A 17,020-nucleotide genomic window follows, 5' to 3' on the forward strand; every position below is an offset into this window, starting at 1 on the left:
GCCGTCGGCGGCGCCTGCCGCTAGCATCACTGGCATGAGCGATGCGGTCGCTGTGGCGCTGATCACGAGTGCGTTGGCATTGGCAGGCACGTTGGGTGTGGCGTGGGTGCAGTCGTTCTCGGGATCGAAGCGTCTCGAGCAGCAAGTGAATGCCTTGAAGACGCTAGCTCCGCTCGTCGAGCGGAATCTGCCGAGCACCCGAGAGGCCTACGAGAGCGTCGCCCGCCAGATCGTGCGCAAGCATCGCGTGAGGCCATGGTGGAAGCGGATCTTCTACGTCATCGTCACGTTGGCGGCGGCCATGACGGCGATCTGGCTGGCAACGCGGTTCGGACGCTTTCTTGATCAAGCGAACCTGACGCCGGGCGCGAAGGACGGAAGCGGGTATGCGCTAGAGGTATCGCTCTACGTCATCGGTGTTGCTGCGCTCGCCGGCGCGACCGTCGCAGCGGCCTCGCGCGCACTGTTCGCTCGCTACGAGCAAGCACCGTGGTCAGGCTGGGTGGAGAGGTTGCTCACCCAGTGGAAGAGTCGACGACTCGCGCAACTTGGTGAGTGACAGCGGGTACGACTGAAACTGGCGTCGCCGTTCGACCTACGGCCGCCCCATCCCGAGGTACTCCCAGCCGGCGGCACACCGAGCAGCGGCGTCGAGGCAGTTGCGCCCGTCGACGATCACACGGCCGGTCGCGAGCGATGCAGCGTGTTCGGGCGAGAGCTCGCGGCGATACTCGTCCCACTCGGTGACGACGATCACGGCATCCGCGCCGCGCAGGGCCTCGTCGCGGTCGGCGACGTAGTTCAACTGCGGATGCAGCCTCTCGGCGTTGCCGAGCGCCTCGGGGTCGGTGATGGTCACCCAGGCGCCGAGGCCGTGCAGACGCACGGCCACGTCGAGCGCGGGGGAGTCGCGGATGTCGTCGGAGTGCGGCTTGAACGCGGCACCGAGCACGGTGACGTTCTTCTTGAACACCGAACCGCCCGTGTTGTCGCGGGTTAGTGACGACTGAGGGAGGCCTCGCGACTGCACTGGCACAGAGTCGCAACAAACGCGGCACTGCCTGCGGGAGACCTACGGACGGTGTGCGCGCCCACGTGCATCGGGATCGGCTCGGTGATCGACGGGTCGCTCAGCTAGTCGTTCAGCCTGACGAGTACGCCGCGCTGGCAGATTGCCGGATTACGCGCGCCGACGTCCCTCTCGGAATGGGTCACCGCGTCTGCCGCCACTCTTTATCGAACACAGGAGGCAGGCCGGATCCCGAGGAAACCCTCTGCGATACCATTTGCCAATGACTGTCCTCGCGAGCCCGTACTTGCGTGTGCGGGATCCGCGAGTCGCCCCCACTTCCTTCCAAATCGGGACGCACTCGGCGATCGTGGTGGCAGCGCTCTTCGTGTTGCAGTTCCCCCAGTTCCTCACCGGCAATCAGTCGATGATGATCATGGGAGCCTTGCTTGCGCTCTCCTTGCTCTCCTGGCCGCGGACACACCCCCTGATGGGGCCGTTCATCGGTCTGGTCGTCTTGGCCGCGTTCTCCAGTCTGTGGTCGGAGCACCCTAGCTCGGCGCTCACAGGGGCCCTCCAGTTCGCGATCGTCGCGTCGAGCGGAATCGCTGTCGGGGCTGCGCTAAATCTCAACCGGATCCTGCAGATCACGTCTCGGACTGCCGGCGCGATCGCTCTGCTATCCCTCGTGCTGGCACAGGTTGCCCCGCACATCGCCATCCACTCCGGCCCTGCTTACTCTGGGACGCTCCAGGGCATCTTCATCTCCAAGAACTCGCTGGCGATCGTCGTGATCTTTGGCGCCGTGTCGACTCTGTTTCTGAGATGGCCACGGACGCGCGACAAGTGGGAGTTCACGCTCCTGTGGGCGGTGTTCCTGATCACGCTGGTGCAGACCGATTCGGCGACGGCAGACCTGATCCTCGCGGTGGTTGTGGTGCTTCGGATCTGCCTCGCAGGCTGGCTCAAGATGTCCGGAACGGTCCGCGCTGCGACAGTGGCGCTACTCCTCGTGCCGGTCATCGTCATCGCGCTATCGAGCTGGGCGATCTACACCGGAACCCTGGGGCTCCTGGGCCGTGACACCACGCTGACCGGCCGGACCGACATCTGGGAAGCGGCGGTGCTGGCCTGGCAGACCCGACCCTGGCTGGGGGTCGGATGGGGATCGTTCTCGTCCGACTCGACGCTGGCAGCGATCCAAGAGGGGCTCTACGGATGGGTCCGGGATCACGCGCACAACGGCTTCATCCAAGTCCTAACGGAGCTCGGTCTCGTCGGAATCATCGTGCTCGCGTGGACCCTTCTGCTCATCCTGGCCCGCAGCCTTCGGGCTATCAGTCACACACGGACGCTGATCGCAGGATGGCCGATCGCGGTCTTCGCGACGTTCGTGATGCACAACGCCGCCGAACAGTCGATGCGCCTGTTGCCGCTGTTCATGCTCGCGGTCGCAGCTGCGGCCGCGGTGCGTGTTAGCGGGCCGCAGCCGAACATCGAGTGACCAATTGAGAGCAGGTCGAACTTACGCGAGCTTCCTATGGCGCGTGCGCGTCGGCAAGATGAGATCCCGGGCAGGCCGTGCTGAATAGGTAGGCGACTACGGTCGACCCATTCCGAGGTATTCCCACCCGGCGGCGCGCCAGGCGGAGGCGTCGAGGCAGTTGCGGCCGTCGACGATTACGCGGCCGGTCGCGAGCGATGCAGCGTGTTCGGGCGAGAGCTCGCGGCGATACTCGTCCCACTCGGTGACGACGATCACGGCATCCGCGCCGCGCAGGGCCTCGTCGCGGTCGGCGACGTAGTTCAACTGCGGATGCAGCCTCTCGGCGTTGCCGAGCGCCTCGGGGTCGGTGATGGTCACCCAGGCGCCGAGGCCGTGCAGACGCACGGCCACGTCGAGCGCGGGGGAGTCGCGGATGTCGTCGGAGTGCGGCTTGAACGCGGCACCGAGCACGGTGACGTTCTTCTTGAACACCGAACCACCCAGGCCCTCAACGACGAGGTCAACAGCGCGGTCGCGGCGGCGCAGGTTGATGTTGTCGACTTCGCGCAGGAACGCGACCGACTCTCCTCGGCCGAGCTCTTCGGCCCGGGCCGAGAACGCTCGGATGTCTTTAGGCAGGCAACCGCCGCCGAACCCGATGCCGGCGCCGAGGAATCGGCGGCCGATGCGGGCGTCGTGGCCGATCGCGTCGGCGAGGGTCGTGACGTCGGCTCCGGTGACCTCGGCGATCTCGGCCATCGCGTTGATGAACGAGATCTTGGTGGCCAAGAACGCGTTCGCGGCGACCTTCACGAGCTCCGCCGTAGCGAGGTCGGTGACGATGAACGGCGTGCCTTTCGCGATCGCCGGGTGGTACACCTCCCGCAGCACCTCGGCCGCCTGCTCGCCCTCAGCACCGGCGGGCACTCCTGCGACCAGGCGGTCGGGATCGATCGTGTCTTTGACGGCGAAGCCTTCGCGCAAGAACTCGGGGTTCCACACGAGCGTTGCGCCGGTCGGCGTGACTCGCTCCGCGAGCGCCGCGGCAGTGCCGACGGGAACCGTCGACTTGCCGGCGACGATGTCACCGTCGGAGAGGAACGGCAGCAGGCCATCGACCGCCGCGTTCACATAGGTGAGGTCTGCCGCGTAGCCGTCCTTCTGCTGCGGAGTTCCGACGCCAACGAAGTGCACCTTCGCCCCGTGCGCCTCAGCCATGTCGGTCGTGAACTGCAGCCGGCCGGACGCGATGCCGGCCGCGAGGATTTCTTGCAGCCCGGGCTCGAAGAACGGCGCTTCGCCCTTCGAAAGCGCCTCGATCTTCCGCTGGTCGACGTCGATGCCGACGACGTCATGGCCGATCGACGCCATAGCGGCCGCGTGCACGGCTCCGAGGTAGCCGCAGCCGATGACAGAAAGACGCACTGGTGCCTCCGGGAGAAGGGATGGTTAATTGCTAGCGGGGCACGTCATCGGGAGCCAGCCTCCCCATCACCCTAGAGGATCTGGTTGCCCTCCACGCTGACCGCCCTCGCGTTGGTGGGAACGGGCGCGCCCTACTGGCGCAGCGCCTCGACATTGTCGCGGTACCAGGCGACCGTGCGTTGAAGTCCCTCTTCGAGCGAGATCTTCGCAGTCCACCCCGCCTCAGCAAGCTTCGACACATCCAGCAGCTTCTGGGGCGTTCCATCGGGCTTCGTGGTGTCCCACTCGGTCTCGCCCCCGAACCCTGTGACGCTGGCGATGGTCTCGGCGATCTCGCGGATCGTCACATCCGATCCCGTGCCGACGTTGACCTGCTCGGGGCCGTCGTAGTGCTCCATGAGGTGCAGCACCGCATCAGCCATGTCGTCCGAGTGCAAGAACTCGCGCCTGGGGGTTCCGGTGCCCCAGTTCGTGACTGAGCCCGCGCCGGAAGTTGACGCCTCGTCATACCGACGAATGAGCGCCGGCAGTACGTGTGAACCCGTGGGTGAGAAGTTGTCGTTCGGGCCGTAGAGGTTCGTCGGCATCGCCGAGATCCACGGCAGGCCGTATTGGCGGCGCACAGCCTGAGTCTGGAGGATGCCGGCGATCTTGGCGATCGCATACGCGTCGTTCGTGGGTTCGAGATGCCCGGTCAGAAGTGAGTCTTCTCGAATGGGCTGGTCGGCGAGCTTGGGATAGATGCACGACGAGCCGAGAAACGCGACTCGTTCCACATCGTTCGCGAGCGCAGCGTCGAGCACGTTCGTTTGGATGCGGATGTTGTCACTCAGAAAGTCGACCGGGTAGGTGCTGTTGGCGAGGATGCCGCCGACTTTCGCCGCGGCGAGCACGACGTAACGGGGCTTGACCTCGCCGAGGTAATCGAAAACCGCCTCGCGATTCTTAAGGTCGAGCTCGGCGGAGGTCTTGCCGACGACGTTCGTGAAGCCCTCGGCTTCGAGCTTGCGGACGATCGCAGAGCCGACGAGTCCGCGGTGGCCGGCTACATAGAAGGTGGCATCCCGGTCGAGCTCGGCGGGGGTGTAATCGAGTCCGTCCGAAGCAGTCATGCCACCGACCACGCCGGCAGCTTCACCGAGTCGATCCAGCCCGGCCCCTGCTCGAGAGCCTCGATGTCTGCGTCGACCATGAGTGTCGCGAGCGCGGCGCCGTCGATGGTGGGAGTCCAGCCCAGAGTCTCCTGTGCCTTCGTGGAGTCGCCGATGAGGGCGTCCACCTCGGTCGGGCGCAGGTAGCGCTCGTCGAACTTGACGAACTCCTGCCACTCGAGTCCGACGTGGCCGAACGAGGCCTCGAGGAAGTCCTTGATCGTGTAACCAACCCCCGTTGCGAGCACGAAGTCGTCGGGTTCGTCTGCCTGCAGCATCCGCCACATGCCCTCGACGTACTCGGCGGCGTAGCCCCAGTCGCGAATGGAGTCGAGGTTGCCGAGGTAAAGATCCTTCTGCACGCCGGCCCTGATGCGGGCGACGGCGCGGGTGATCTTGCGGGTGACGAAGGTCTCGCCGCGGCGGGGCGATTCGTGGTTGAACAGGATGCCGTTGGTGGCGAACAGCCCGTAGGCCTCGCGGTAGTTCTTGGTGATCCAGAAGCTGTAGAGCTTGGCCGCCGCGTAGGGCGAGCGCGGGTAAAACGGGGTGGTCTCTGACTGCGGGGGCGGGGTCGCGCCGTACAGCTCCGACGACGACGCCTGGTAGAACCGCGTCTCGATGCCCGACATCCGCACTGCTTCGAGCAGGCGGATGGTCCCGGTGCCGGTGGTGTCGGCGGTGTGCTCGGGTTCGTCGAACGAGACCCGCACGTGCGACTGCGCGGCGAGGTTGTAGACCTCATCGGGGTTGATCTCGGCGAGCAGTGTGACAAGCCTCGCGCCATCACTCAGGTCGCCGTAGTGCAGGAAGAGCTTCGCCTCGGGGTCGTGCGGGTCGACGTACAGGTGGTCGATGCGCGAGGTGTTGAACGTAGAGGCGCGGCGGATGAGGCCGTGCACCTCGTAGCCCTTGCCGAGCAGCAGCTCTGCCAGGTACGAGCCGTCCTGGCCGGTGATGCCTGTGATCAGTGCGCGCTTTGTCAAGTCATTTCCCATCTGTACGGAGGCCCCGAGACGCCCCGTCGATCCTAGAGGAGGTGTGTTTCGAGCTAATAAACGTCCCTCGCCGTGGGCAATCGAAGGCGCGAGTCAAGCCTTCAGGCGCAGGCGCCAAGCCCGGACAGCGTCCCGCGCTCCAGTACCATCGCTGTGGACATGAATCGATTGGGAGCGAATGAGACCACCGCGAAAAGGGCAAACCGTGTTCGTGGAGCTCACCGGTGGTCTTGCCAATCAACTCTTCCAGTGGGCTGCGGGGAGAGTCCTCGCGGACGAGTTCGGGGCGGACCTCCGGCTGGATACTCGCCTGGTTGATCGCCCAGATGGGCGTGGCGCGCAAGTGCAGAAGCTCGTACGTGAACAGAGGCTCCGTCGGCCGTCGGCAAGAGAGGCGAGCGCCTGGGAAGCCGTGCACTCTCACCTCCCGTCAAAGGCTGTGGGTGTGCTGAAGCGGCTCCGACGCCTCACGTACGCGGTCGGATGGTCGACCGCTCGCACGTACCGTGAGGCTAGAGCCGTCCTATCGCGCGGGAAGAGTGTGCGGCTGTCGGGCCTCTTCCAGGACGTCGCCGAAGTGATTCCCCATCGAACGGCTCTGCGGGATCGAATTGTGTTGCCCACCACGGATCATCTCGCGGACGAACCACTGTATGCGGCCGTGCATGTGCGTCGCGGGGACTACGTCGCAAATGAGAAGTACGCCGCGACCTTTGGGTCATGCTCGCCTGAGTATTACCGCGAGGGATTGATGCTCTGCAACCCCGAATACCCCGTCGTGCTGGTTACCGATGATCGTGAATGGTCTGAGCAGTTCGGGCGCACGATCGTCGGCCGTGATGTGCGCGTATCCGCGGCCGCCGATCACTTCGAGGACTTCGCTGTTCTCAGCCGTGCATCCGACATTGTGCTTTCGAATAGCACATTCTCTTGGTGGGCAGCGTTCCTCTCGGAGGCGAGCGTTGTCGTTGCTCCATCGCCTTGGTTCACTGACACTACGCGCGATCGAGGCCTCGTCTTGTCCGACTGGGTCGAGCTCGCGCGGGGCGCATAGACATATGCGACATCGGCTGATAGAGCTTTCCCTATTCCTGCTCGCTCCGCTTGCGATCTTCGTCACTTCTCCCCTCCTGGCGCAGGGACTTGGCGTCACGGATCGGGGCGAGCTCGGTGTTATCCAGTCGATTGCATCCTTCGCTGCCGCGTTCGGCGCGCTCGGACAGGCAGAGGTATTTCTCGCAGATCTAAGGACCGGGACCGCGAACCTTTCGGTCGCCTCGCGGGTCGCAATGACGGGCGGCGTCTTGGCAGCCGGTGTGGCGTTGCCGGTCGCTATGGCACTGGGAGTCGATCCCTTGGTAGCGCTCGTTGCGTTGTGCTTCGTCCCCGTCATTAATCAGTCCCAGATTTGGCGGGGCCTCGCCGTATCGCGCCACAAGCTCCGGCTAAATGCGGCGGCCAACGGCCTCGCCGCTGTGCTCCGGGCCGGGCTGATCGCGGGTCTCTTTGCAGTTGGCGCTTTGACCGTCGCGAGCGCCATTGGGAGCATCCAGTTCGCGCTCGCAATCGGCGCCGTGGCTACGATCGGGTGGAGTGCTTGGCGATGGCGACGTGGGCTGAAATCCGAGCGGCCCTCAATGCGGGAACTGACGGACTCCCTTCGGCGCGGAAGTCCGATGCTGGTGTTTACGCTACTCACCACCGTCACCTTGCGTTCCGATGTACTGATGCTCGACGCGCTGTCAACCAGCTCAGAACTCGGCATCTACGCCGCAGCCGCGAGCCTGAGTATGGCTGTCCTGTCGATCTCAGGCGCCTTCAAGTCGCGTGCACAAGCCGCCCTCTTTGGTGAAGACCCCCGTAAGGCGGTTGGGCGCGAACTCCTCATCCTCCTGGTTTTTGGGATGGTGGGTGCTCTGATCGCCGTGATTACAGCGCCCTACCTCGTGACTCTCCTGCTCGGGCCTGGATACGAGTCAGCGGCGTCGCTGCTCAGAGTTCTGGCATTCGGCTCGGTGGCATTGATGTTCCTGGATGTCGGGCATGGCCTCCTGGCTGCGGTCGGAGCGCGCGGTCGGCTGCTCCTGACCGCAGCTGTTGGCGCCGGCTGTACGGTCCTGACCTTGAGCGTCTTGCTGACTTGGGGCTACGGGGCCGAGGGCGCTGCGTGGGCGAGTCTCGTCAGCTATTCCGTTGCGAGCGTGGCAGGGCTACTGCTTTTCAATGGCGCGCTACGCACTTCAGAGGGCAGGTAATCCACTTGACAGCCGTCGATGTAGTGATCCCGACAATGGGTACGCGCCCAGACGAACTTGTCGCGGCGGTCAGATCGGTGTCTGCTCAGCGGCCCTCCTCGAATGTCGGAAAGGTGATTGTTGTTCTCGACGACCCTTCTTTTTCGACGGCTGAGTTGTCGGCTCTCCTCGAAGGCTTGAGCGTGGACGTCGCGGTGATCCGCTCCACGGACGGCTTGTCGGCGAGGCAATCCGGTGTCCTCGCGGCGCGAAGTGATTGGATAGCGTTTCTCGACGACGATGATCTCTGGGAACCACAGAAGCTTGAAGAGCAGATGCGCCTTGCCGAGAATACGGCCGGCAAGGTCACCGTTGTTGCGTGCCGGGTAAGCCACGAGATGGCAGGCGCGATTGACGCTAGTCACTCGATACCTCGGCGGCTCATGGATCCTCGCAACTCCGTCGCGGGCTATTTGTTTCGGCGGCGACCTCCGACAAGACGTCGGCCGTCACTCTTCACGTCCACGCTCCTCGTTCCGAGGGCCCTCTGCCTCGAAGTCCCCTGGAGGAAAATACCTCGTCACCAAGACTGGGATTGGCTCGTGCGCGCTGACGCCCGTCCGGATGTGGTGGTCGTTCAAAGCCCGAGAGTGCTGGTACGGATTCGGGTCGGCAGCCCTGGGTCGATCAGCCGGTCGCCCGACTGGCGATCATCACTGGAGTGGGCGGAGGAGACTCTCGCTGCCTTTGCCGATCGGCGCATTGTGGCAGACTTTCTGGCGAGCCAGAGTCTCCGCTACGCGGCGAGTGCCCGGTCCGCGACGGGCGTTAGATCGGTTCTTGGCGCACTTTTCGCCGGGCGTCGGATGCCCAGTCTGCCCGCATTGCTCGTGGGGCTTGCTGGTCTGCTCCCCACCGCGCTGATCAAGCGGATCCTGAGACGAGGTTGATGCATGCCTGACCTGATCGCGATCGTCACCTACAAGCGGCCGTCGCTATCCGACTGTGTGAGTTCGGTTTACTCGCAACTCGCCGACGGCGACGAAGTTCTCATCGTTGACAACGATCCCGAACTATCGGCGCGCGCGTACTTTGGTCAACTTCACCACGAGGGAAACGTGCACTACATTGCGCAGCCGACGCCAGGAATCGCGGCGGCAAGGAACAGCGCGCTCGCCTTCTTCAGGCAACACTCCTTCGTTGCACTGGTTTTCATCGACGACGACGAAAAGGCATGCGAGGGGTGGCTCGAGTCGCACAAGTCCAGTGCGACGAGCCACCGCAGCCACGCGACGTTTGGGCCGGTTGAGCCTGTTTACCCAGACTCGTTGCCTAAGTGGGTGCGAAAGCTCGACTTCTTCGCCCGCCCAAATGCTGAGTCCGGCACGGCGGTGCGCTGGCCCGCGACGAACAACGTGCGGATCGAGGGTAACTTTCTGCGCGCGAATCCAGACCTGACGTTCAGCGAGGGGTACTCCGCGACCGGGGGGAGTGACACGGACTTTTTCTTTCGTGCCGCGGAGCGCGGTGCGGTTCTGACCTGGGTCGCTGAGGCGGTCGTGACTGAGGAGGTGACTCCCGAGCGCGGGACCGCCCGATGGCTATGGCGACGCGGGGTGCGACTGGGCAATGTCAGCACTCGCATGCAGCTGCGGAAGGGGGCGCACCCGGTCAAAGTGCTCGCGATTGCAGTCTGCAGGGCTATCGCAGCGCCTGTACTCGCGGTGGGCGCGATCATTCGCACGAGACCTGTGGGGCCCACGCTCATGAACGTACCCAAGGCAGTCGGGATGGTGCAGGCGCTGAGAGGAAATCTGCTCGAGGAGTACTCACGCGAGGGCGCCGCATAACCAAACATGGTCGCGCGGACAGTTGTCCTAGGTCAGTGGGCTGTACTGCCTGGAGAGACGACTGCTCGGAGTGTCTTGAACAGGATCGCGATGTCTCCTACGAGCGACCAGTTCTCTACGTAGTACAGGTCGAGCTTCACGGCATCTTCCCACTCGACTGACGAGCGTCCGCTGACCTGCCAGAGACCGGTGATACCAGGCCGCGCGAGCAGGCGACGCTTTGCCGTCTCCGAATACAGCGCAACCTCAGCCGCGATCTGCGGGCGTGGACCCACCAAGCTCATTGAACCCCCCAGGACGTTGAAGAACTGTGGCAACTCGTCAAGCGAGTAACGGCGGATAAAGCGTCCGACAGGAGTGATGCGCGGGTCGTCCTTGATCTTGAAGAGCGGGGTTTCGCTCGTTCCTTGCGCTTCGAGGAGAGCGCTCAGCTCTTGGTCCGCCCCGACCCTCATCGAGCGGAACTTCAGCATGCCGAAGGGGACTCCATTTCGGCCGATTCTTTCCTGCCGGTAGAGAAGAGGGCCGTTGCTCGAGAGCTTGACGGCAAGCGCTACGCCAAGCAGCAGCGGAGAACTCAAGATGATCAAGATGAGAGATCCTGCGATGTCCACCGTGCGCTTGGTGAAAGCCTGGCCTCGCGTGAAGCGAGGAGTTTCCACGTGGATGAGCGGCAGGCCGTTGACGGGACGCATGTGGATTCGCGGGCCCGCGATATCGACGATGCTGGGGGCAAGGACCAAATGCTGACGCCCGGATTCGAGGTTCCAGGAGATCTGCTTGACCTTGTAGGGGGGGAGGTCGTCAGTGCTCGTGACGGCAACCGTATCGGCGCGAGTTGCGGCGATTGCTCTCTCAACCGCGTTGACATTGCCCATGATCGGGATATCGGTTCCGTCGATTACGTCCGCAACCGCGCCCGACGGGACACATGCACCGACAACCTTGTAGCCAGCGCTGGAGTGCCGCTGGAGTTCTCGGGCGATCTGGCTTACAGAGTCCCGGGAGCCGACCAGTAGAACTCTTGCCGAGTAGCCGCCAGCCGACCTCTGTGCATGTAGCCACTGCCTCCAGAGCCAACGTTCGAAGACGAGCACCAGTACCCCGGCAGGAAGGCTGATAAGCAGGAAGCCCCGTGCGATGTCCGCTCGGATCACGAATGCAACGATGGCAATTCCACCGAAGAGTATGTAGCTGGCACGAACAATGCGGACATACTCAGTAGTGCCCGTGCCGAAGACGCGGTGATCGCGTGAGTCGACGAGTCCTAGCGCCCACATCCAGGTCACCACCAGCCCGGTGGAGAAGATCCAATAGGAGACGTCGGTGAACCGGGTGTCGTCCCGCATCGTGATCTGGGCGTTGCCGAAGCCGAACCAGGCGATCTGGGTGCCGAAGACGATCCAGATGAGCACGAGCAGGTCGCTGATCCAGAGGCGGCGCGTGTAGCGCTCGCGCCAGCGATCGGGCTTGGGAGCAAGCAGCGTGGGCGAGGTCGTCGGTGCCAGTCGGCTCGGCTCGACGACCTCGCCCGAGGGGGCTGAATCATGCGTCGTCATCGTCGCGTCGACTGTGTTGTTCGACGTCACCTGGTGCTCCGGGGGTTCGGAATTGCGTAGATCTTGCGGTTCCCTCGGGCGCGACGGTAACAGGCCGATGTAACAGCCATGTGTCGTCGTCAGCAGCGTCGGGGGGACGGTTCATCTTAGCGGGGGATGGGAGGGGGCCCGGGTTATGGGCGGGTTGGGGCGTTTCGTCTCGGGCGCTTCGCGCCCTCGCTCAACGACCGGAAGCAGAGGTGGGCTACTCGACGGGGAGGAGGGAGGGGCCCGACCACACGAAGATCGAGGTGCCGGAGGAGGCAAGCGCAAGGGGAGCGCGAGAGTCGGCGGCGGCGCAGCCGAGCAGATCTGAAGAGTCAGCATCCGCGAAACGTGACACGGCGATGCCGCCGGGGCACGCGTCGTCGAGGTGGGCCACGAGCACACCGTCGGAGATCGCGACGGCCAGCGCGTCGGCGAGGTCGAGGGGCTGCCAGTCGCCGTCGGCCAGGGTGTAGGCGGTCGCGTCGCAGACGAGGGCGACCGTGCCGGCCGACGCGCGGACGCTGCGGGCTTCGGCGCACGGAGCATCGACCGTGCCGTCGCCGGTGGCGACGGCATCCGCTGCGTCGCGGTAGGTCCAGTAGGGGAGGATCTCGGGGTACGAGTCCCAGTACTTGCCCTGCGTGAAGGTGCGCAGCAGCTGCGTCTCGCACTCGTCGCCCATGTCGGCCACGAGCTCCGCCTCGGTCTGCGCGAAGGCCTCGAGGCCGCGCACCTGACCGATGCCCTTGTAGGTGGGGGTGACGTCGACCCACGTCTGGCCGCCGTCGGTCGAACGCTCGACGGTCGGGGCCTCGCCGGTGGTGCACGAGCCGGCGGTCGCGCGCCAGGCGGTGGTGGTGTTGAGGGAGAGGAAGCGCTCTTCGGCGGGGGAGCTGCGTTTCGTCTCGGTCGCTGCGGCTGAGGGTGTCGCGGACGGCGTAGCGGTCGGCTCGGGGCGTTTCGTCTCGGTCGCTTCGCTCCCTCGCTCAACGACCGGGGGTGTGGCGGCCGGGACCGAGGCGGGGTCGTCGCCGGCGCCGTGGCGCAGGGCCAGCACGCACAGGGCCGCGACCACGGCGACGAGCAGCACGACAGCGATCACGGCGATGACCTGGCGACCCCTCGACACTCTCGACGACCTTTCGGTGTGTGGTGGGCGACCCTTCGACAAGCTCAGGGACCATCCGTGGGGTGGTGCGACTCCTCGACGAGCTCGGGGACCGGGCCGAGCGAAGGGGTGAGGCTGAGGTTACTCCGCGGTGGGGCGGGTGGAGCGGAAACCGAGCTGCTCGAGCGTCGGGCTCGTCGACGACGGGGGAGTCGCGACGGGCGCCTTGCGCTTGCGGCCCTTGGCCGCCTTGTCGGCGGTCTCTTTCTGGATGTAGCCGTAGCCGCCGTACCCGCCGCCATAGCCGTAGGCGGTGTAGTACGAATCGGGCCCTCGGGTCGGCACCATCGTCAGCGCGATGCCGGCGACCTTCGCGTCGACCGTGTCGAGCGCGTCGATGGCGCCCTGCAGCTGGTGGCGGGTGGTGCGGCCGGCCGAAACCGCCACGATCGCGCCGCTGGTGCGGCGGGCGAGGATGGCAGCATCCGTCACGGGAAGAAGCGGCGGGGCATCGCACAGCAGCACGTCGAAGTCGCGCTCGAGCACGTCGAGCAGCGTCTCCATCTGCTTCGAGCCGAGCAGCTCGCTCGGGTTCGGCGGAATCTTGCCCGCGGGCAGCACATAGAGGCTGCGACCGCCCCACGGCAGCATGACATCGCCCACGCGGGCGCGCCCGATGAGCACGTCGGTCAGACCCGCGCCGCCCTCGATGCCGAGGTATTCGGCCACCTTGGGCTTGCGCAGATCGGTGTCGAGCAGCGCCACGCGCTTGCCGGCGTCAGCCAGGGCGATCGCGAGGTTGATGGTCGTGGTCGACTTGCCTTCGCTGGGCACCGAGCTCGTGATCACGAAGCTCGAGCGGCCGCCCATATCGAGGAACTGCAGGTTGGTGCGCAGCGCCCGGAACGACTCGGCCCGAGGGCTGAGCGGGTCGGCGTGCACGATGAGCGGGCGCTCCTTGGCCTTCGGGTCGAACGCGATCGCACCGATGATCGGCGCCTTCGTCACCTGCTCGACGTCGCGCCCCGTGCGCACGCGCGTGTCGAGCACCGTGCGCAGCACCGCGATGCCGATGCCGAGCGCGAGGCCCACGAGGGTGCCGAGCGCGAGGTTGAGCGGCACGTTGGGGCTCGAGGGTTCGAGCGCCGGCTGCGCGTCTTTCACCCGCGACAGCTTGACCGGGCTCCGGCCGTTCTCGCCGGCCGGCTCGATCGAGTCGACGGCGGTGGTGAGGCTCGCCGCCAGCGCGTTGGCGATGTCGGCGGCCAGCACCGGGTCGGCGTTCTCGACGGTGATCGTGATGAGGGTGGTGTTCAAGGCGGCGGATGCCGTGACGTCCTGCGCCAGTTCAGATGCCGTGATGCCGAGCCCCAGGTCGGCGATGACCGGGTTCATGACGATCGGCGTCGTCACCAGCCCCACATAGGTGTTGATGCGCGCCTGCGTGAAGGTCGAGCCCTGCTGCAGTTCGGCGACCGATCCGCTGGTCTGCGTCGAGACGAACACGGTGCTCGACGACTCGTAGATCGGCGTGCGCGTCAGCGAATAGCCGGCCGCAGCGCCCAGCCCCAACAGGGTGCACACGAGAATGATCAGCCAGTTCTTGCGCAGAATGCGGATGTAGTCGCTGAGCTCCATGGCGTCTTTCGGCGAGGGGGTGGGGGCGGGGATCAGTCTGCCACAGCGGCATCGGCCGACTCGGGTGCCGCTGCCGCCGCCGCGCGGGGGATCACCGCGGCCCGAACCACACGCACGATCTCGTCGATCGCCGGGTCGAGCTGCGACGCCGAGAGTCGATAGGTGTTCCACGACCGGCCGTAGGGGTCGATCACGTCGTCGTCGGCCGCGTCGGCCGGCGGCAGCACGAGACCGCGGCGACCAGCCAGCAGCGCCGCCGCCGCGCGCACGCGGTCTTTCGGGTCGGTGCCGGCAGCATCCGCCGCCGCTGCGATCTCGTCGTCGGACACGTCGGCGGCCAGCCGGGCGAACTCGCGCGCCGTGAAGGTGGAGCGCAGCCGCGCGGGGGCGAGCTCGGCGATCGCCCGGCGGTGCTCGCGGGTGAGGGCGATGATGAGGTCGGGGCTGTGCAGATGCTGCTCGGTGAGGTAGCGCGAACGGTGCGCCTGGGCCTCGTCGTTCGACACTCCGCGCGCGAGGGCGAGGTCTTGCGCCTCGGGGGTCATGCCGACGGAGTCGAGGCCGCGGGTGCCGGCGCTGGTGACCTCGGCGCCCAGCTCGCGCAGCCGCGCGCGCAAGACGAGCTCGGCCAAAGGGGAACGGCAGATGTTGCCGGTGCAGACGGTGATGATCTCGAACACAGCTGACCTCGGGTAGGTGACGTGGTGGCGCTCGGGTGCTGCAGCAGGCCGGGTAACCTGGGGCCGTGCCCGATCAGCCTACCGATGCCGTGCTTGTCGCGCGTTCTTCGGGGCCCTCGGCCCCCGAGCCTGGGTCGGTCCCTGAGCCTGTCGAAGGGTCGCACTCCTCCCGCCGCCGGCGCCACCGGCGCACCGACTGGCGCCTCGGCGGCCGCACCGTGCGCCCGTGGCGCGAGATGCTGCTCGCGTGGGCGCTGTTCGGCCTGGGCGCCGGGGTGATCGCGGGCTTCGCGATCATCACCGTCTGGCCCGCGAAGCCCTGGGCTCCGCTCGCCTCGACGCTGGCCCTCTGGGCGGGCATGCTCGTGCCGATCGTCGTCGGGTTCTCGCGTTCGCGCCCGATCGGGCTGCTCCGGCTGCGCCCGCTCGACCTGCTCTACGGCCTGGTGATCGGCGCGGGGCTGCGCCTGTTCCAGGGCTGGGTCGAGGGCATCGTGGCCGGGGGCGCGGCGTTTCCGTCGTACGTGACGATCGACGGTGCGCTGCCCTCGTCGTGGTGGTGGAGCGAGGCGCTGCCCGCCGCCGTGATCGCGCCGACGATCGAGGAGTTCTTCTTCCGGGTGGTGGTGCTCGTGTCGGTCTACACGGCGCTGCGCCGCCCGTTCGGCAAGCTCACCGCCGGCCTTGCCGCCGCGCTCGTGTCGACGGCGCTGTTCGTCGTAACGCACTCGATCGGCTCGGTGCTCGGCGTCGACGCCGTCGTCGCCCTGGGAGCGGTGGGCATCACCTGCTCGCTGCTCGTGCTGCTGACCGGCCGCATCTGGGGCGCCGTGCTGGTGCACATCGTCTACAACTCGGTGTACGTGCTGCTCGGGGTCGTCGGCACGATCGCCGGCTGAGGGTTCGTTTCGTCTCGCTTCGCTCGCTCAACGCCCGGGAGGGGTTGAGGTGGGCTGGGGCGTTTCGTCTCGCTTCGCTCGCTCAACGCCCGGGGCGGGGGTGTGCGGGGGTTGGGGCGTTTCGTCTCGCTTCGCTCGCTCAACGCCCGGGAGGGAGACGTCTCGCTTCGCTCGCCCGACACAAGGGCCGGGCGTTGAGCGAGGGAGCGCAGCGACCGAGACGAAACGTCGCAGCCGACCGGCGCGCTTTTTGGCTGTGACGGGGTGTTCGGCTCTAGGATGAGCCGTGCCGGCTGGGGATCCGACATCGCAAGATGCTCCTGTCGGTTATTGGGGAACTTGGGGAAGACATGAACAAGGCCATCTCGGCCGTGGTCGCCGCTGCCGCGCTGACGCTCGTCGGCGCGGCAGCAGCACCGGCGGCGTTCGCAGCATCCGACGCATCCGTGCGCACGGCAGAGACCTACCCGGTCGCTCAGGCGGAGTGCACCGCAGAGCCGCAGACGATCGAGATCGGCAGCGCCTCGACCATCACGTGCGTGTGGGACGACGACTCGCTCGACGGCACCATCGTCACCTTCGCCACAGACGGCCCCGGCATCGGCACCGACAGCCTCGCTTCGCTGGTGGTCGCCTCGAACACCGGCATCGACACGGCAGAGCGCACGATCGCGGGAGACACCGCATCCATCGTCTTCACGGGGCCCGCCGAGCGCGTGTACCCGATCACCATCACGTGGGGGCCGGATGCTGCCTCCACCGCGCACGTAGAGATTCCCATCAGCGTGGTGCGGGCCACCGGCGACGCGCTGCCTGCGACCGGCGGCTCGGTGCCCTCGGCCGCCATCTGGCTCGGCGTCGGCGCCCTGGGCCTTGGTGCGATCGCGGTGTCGGTCGGCCTCGGTCGCCGAGAAGGCGCACGGGCGCGGGTGCGCTCGCGGGGCTGAGGCTTCGGG

The 17,020-nt window shown here is 66.2% G+C and carries 16 protein-coding genes; 8 read left to right on the forward strand and 8 right to left on the reverse strand.

Translation table 11 applies throughout. The annotated features are described in order from the left end of the window. Positions 1 to 34 precede the first annotated feature (34 nt). A complete protein-coding gene (locus tag OAW74_RS01135; protein ID WP_262872490.1) occupies positions 35 to 559 on the forward strand; it encodes a hypothetical protein in 525 nt (174 codons plus the stop codon). A 36-nt stretch (positions 560 to 595) separates the two neighbouring features. Here OAW74_RS01135 and OAW74_RS01140 read toward each other — a convergent pair whose 3' ends face one another. Beyond that, complete coding sequence (locus tag OAW74_RS01140) at positions 596 to 973, reverse strand: UDP binding domain-containing protein (protein WP_262872491.1); 378 nt, start codon at positions 971 to 973, stop codon at positions 596 to 598. Between the two features lie 319 nt (positions 974 to 1,292). On the opposite strand from OAW74_RS01140, the gene OAW74_RS01145 reads away from it, so the two are divergent. After that, positions 1,293 to 2,513 (forward strand): O-antigen ligase family protein, encoded by a 1,221-nt coding sequence (locus OAW74_RS01145; protein WP_262872492.1) that lies wholly within the window; start codon positions 1,293 to 1,295, stop codon positions 2,511 to 2,513. 96 nt (positions 2,514 to 2,609) lie between these two features. On the opposite strand, the gene OAW74_RS01150 is transcribed toward OAW74_RS01145, so the two are convergent. From OAW74_RS01150 to gmd, 3 genes are all read right to left on the reverse strand, one after another. Next, the gene (locus tag OAW74_RS01150; protein ID WP_262872493.1) at positions 2,610 to 3,920 is read right to left on the reverse strand and encodes a UDP-glucose dehydrogenase family protein; all 1,311 of its coding nucleotides are present in this window, start codon (positions 3,918 to 3,920) and stop codon (positions 2,610 to 2,612) included. 131 nt (positions 3,921 to 4,051) lie between these two features. Beyond that, on the reverse strand, positions 4,052 to 5,032 hold the full coding sequence (locus OAW74_RS01155; RefSeq protein ID WP_262872494.1) for a GDP-L-fucose synthase family protein: 981 nt from the start codon (positions 5,030 to 5,032) through the stop codon (positions 4,052 to 4,054). Further along, positions 5,029 to 6,057: a GDP-mannose 4,6-dehydratase gene (gene gmd, locus OAW74_RS01160; RefSeq protein WP_262872495.1), complete on the reverse strand. Its 1,029-nt coding sequence runs from the start codon at positions 6,055 to 6,057 to the stop codon at positions 5,029 to 5,031. Before gmd ends, OAW74_RS01155 begins: the two co-directional genes overlap by 4 nt. A gap of 217 nt (positions 6,058 to 6,274) precedes the next feature. Between gmd and OAW74_RS01165 the strand changes: the two genes are divergently transcribed. The 4 genes from OAW74_RS01165 to OAW74_RS01175 are packed head-to-tail and all read left to right on the forward strand — an operon-like array spanning position 6,275 to position 10,153. After that, positions 6,275 to 7,123, forward strand: coding sequence for an alpha-1,2-fucosyltransferase (locus tag OAW74_RS01165; protein ID WP_262872496.1), 849 nt, complete (start codon positions 6,275 to 6,277; stop codon positions 7,121 to 7,123). Between the two features lie 4 nt (positions 7,124 to 7,127). Beyond that, complete coding sequence (locus tag OAW74_RS01170; protein WP_262872497.1) at positions 7,128 to 8,324, forward strand: lipopolysaccharide biosynthesis protein; 1,197 nt, start codon at positions 7,128 to 7,130, stop codon at positions 8,322 to 8,324. Between the two features lie 23 nt (positions 8,325 to 8,347). Further along, positions 8,348 to 9,253, forward strand: a complete 906-nt coding sequence (locus tag OAW74_RS15520; protein ID WP_378733647.1) for a glycosyltransferase — start codon at positions 8,348 to 8,350, stop codon at positions 9,251 to 9,253. Positions 9,254 to 9,256: 3 nt separating this feature from the next. After that, positions 9,257 to 10,153: a glycosyltransferase family 2 protein gene (locus OAW74_RS01175; RefSeq protein ID WP_262872498.1), complete on the forward strand. Its 897-nt coding sequence runs from the start codon at positions 9,257 to 9,259 to the stop codon at positions 10,151 to 10,153. A 32-nt stretch (positions 10,154 to 10,185) separates the two neighbouring features. Here OAW74_RS01175 and OAW74_RS01180 read toward each other — a convergent pair whose 3' ends face one another. From OAW74_RS01180 to OAW74_RS01195, 4 genes are all read right to left on the reverse strand, one after another. Beyond that, entirely contained in the window at positions 10,186 to 11,742 is a 1,557-nt protein-coding gene (locus OAW74_RS01180) for a sugar transferase (RefSeq protein WP_262872499.1), read from the reverse strand. 214 nt (positions 11,743 to 11,956) lie between these two features. Next, positions 11,957 to 12,868 carry a hypothetical protein gene (locus tag OAW74_RS01185; RefSeq protein ID WP_262872500.1) on the reverse strand — a complete coding sequence of 304 codons (912 nt, stop codon included), beginning with the start codon at positions 12,866 to 12,868 and terminating at the stop codon, positions 11,957 to 11,959. Between the two features lie 120 nt (positions 12,869 to 12,988). Next, positions 12,989 to 14,485 carry a polysaccharide biosynthesis tyrosine autokinase gene (locus OAW74_RS01190; protein ID WP_262872501.1) on the reverse strand — a complete coding sequence of 499 codons (1,497 nt, stop codon included), beginning with the start codon at positions 14,483 to 14,485 and terminating at the stop codon, positions 12,989 to 12,991. A gap of 32 nt (positions 14,486 to 14,517) precedes the next feature. Further along, positions 14,518 to 15,165, reverse strand: coding sequence for an arsenate reductase/protein-tyrosine-phosphatase family protein (locus OAW74_RS01195; RefSeq protein WP_262872502.1), 648 nt, complete (start codon positions 15,163 to 15,165; stop codon positions 14,518 to 14,520). A gap of 65 nt (positions 15,166 to 15,230) precedes the next feature. On the opposite strand from OAW74_RS01195, the gene OAW74_RS01200 reads away from it, so the two are divergent. Together OAW74_RS01200 and OAW74_RS01205 are read left to right on the forward strand one after the other, a co-directional pair. After that, positions 15,231 to 16,064: a CPBP family intramembrane glutamic endopeptidase gene (locus tag OAW74_RS01200; RefSeq protein ID WP_262872503.1), complete on the forward strand. Its 834-nt coding sequence runs from the start codon at positions 15,231 to 15,233 to the stop codon at positions 16,062 to 16,064. Between the two features lie 350 nt (positions 16,065 to 16,414). Then, positions 16,415 to 17,011: an LPXTG cell wall anchor domain-containing protein gene (locus OAW74_RS01205; protein ID WP_262872504.1), complete on the forward strand. Its 597-nt coding sequence runs from the start codon at positions 16,415 to 16,417 to the stop codon at positions 17,009 to 17,011. Positions 17,012 to 17,020 lie beyond the last annotated feature (9 nt).

The sequence above is a fragment of the Microbacterium fluvii genome (genome assembly GCF_025515205.1).
GTDB lineage: Bacteria > Actinomycetota > Actinomycetes > Actinomycetales > Microbacteriaceae > Microbacterium > Microbacterium fluvii.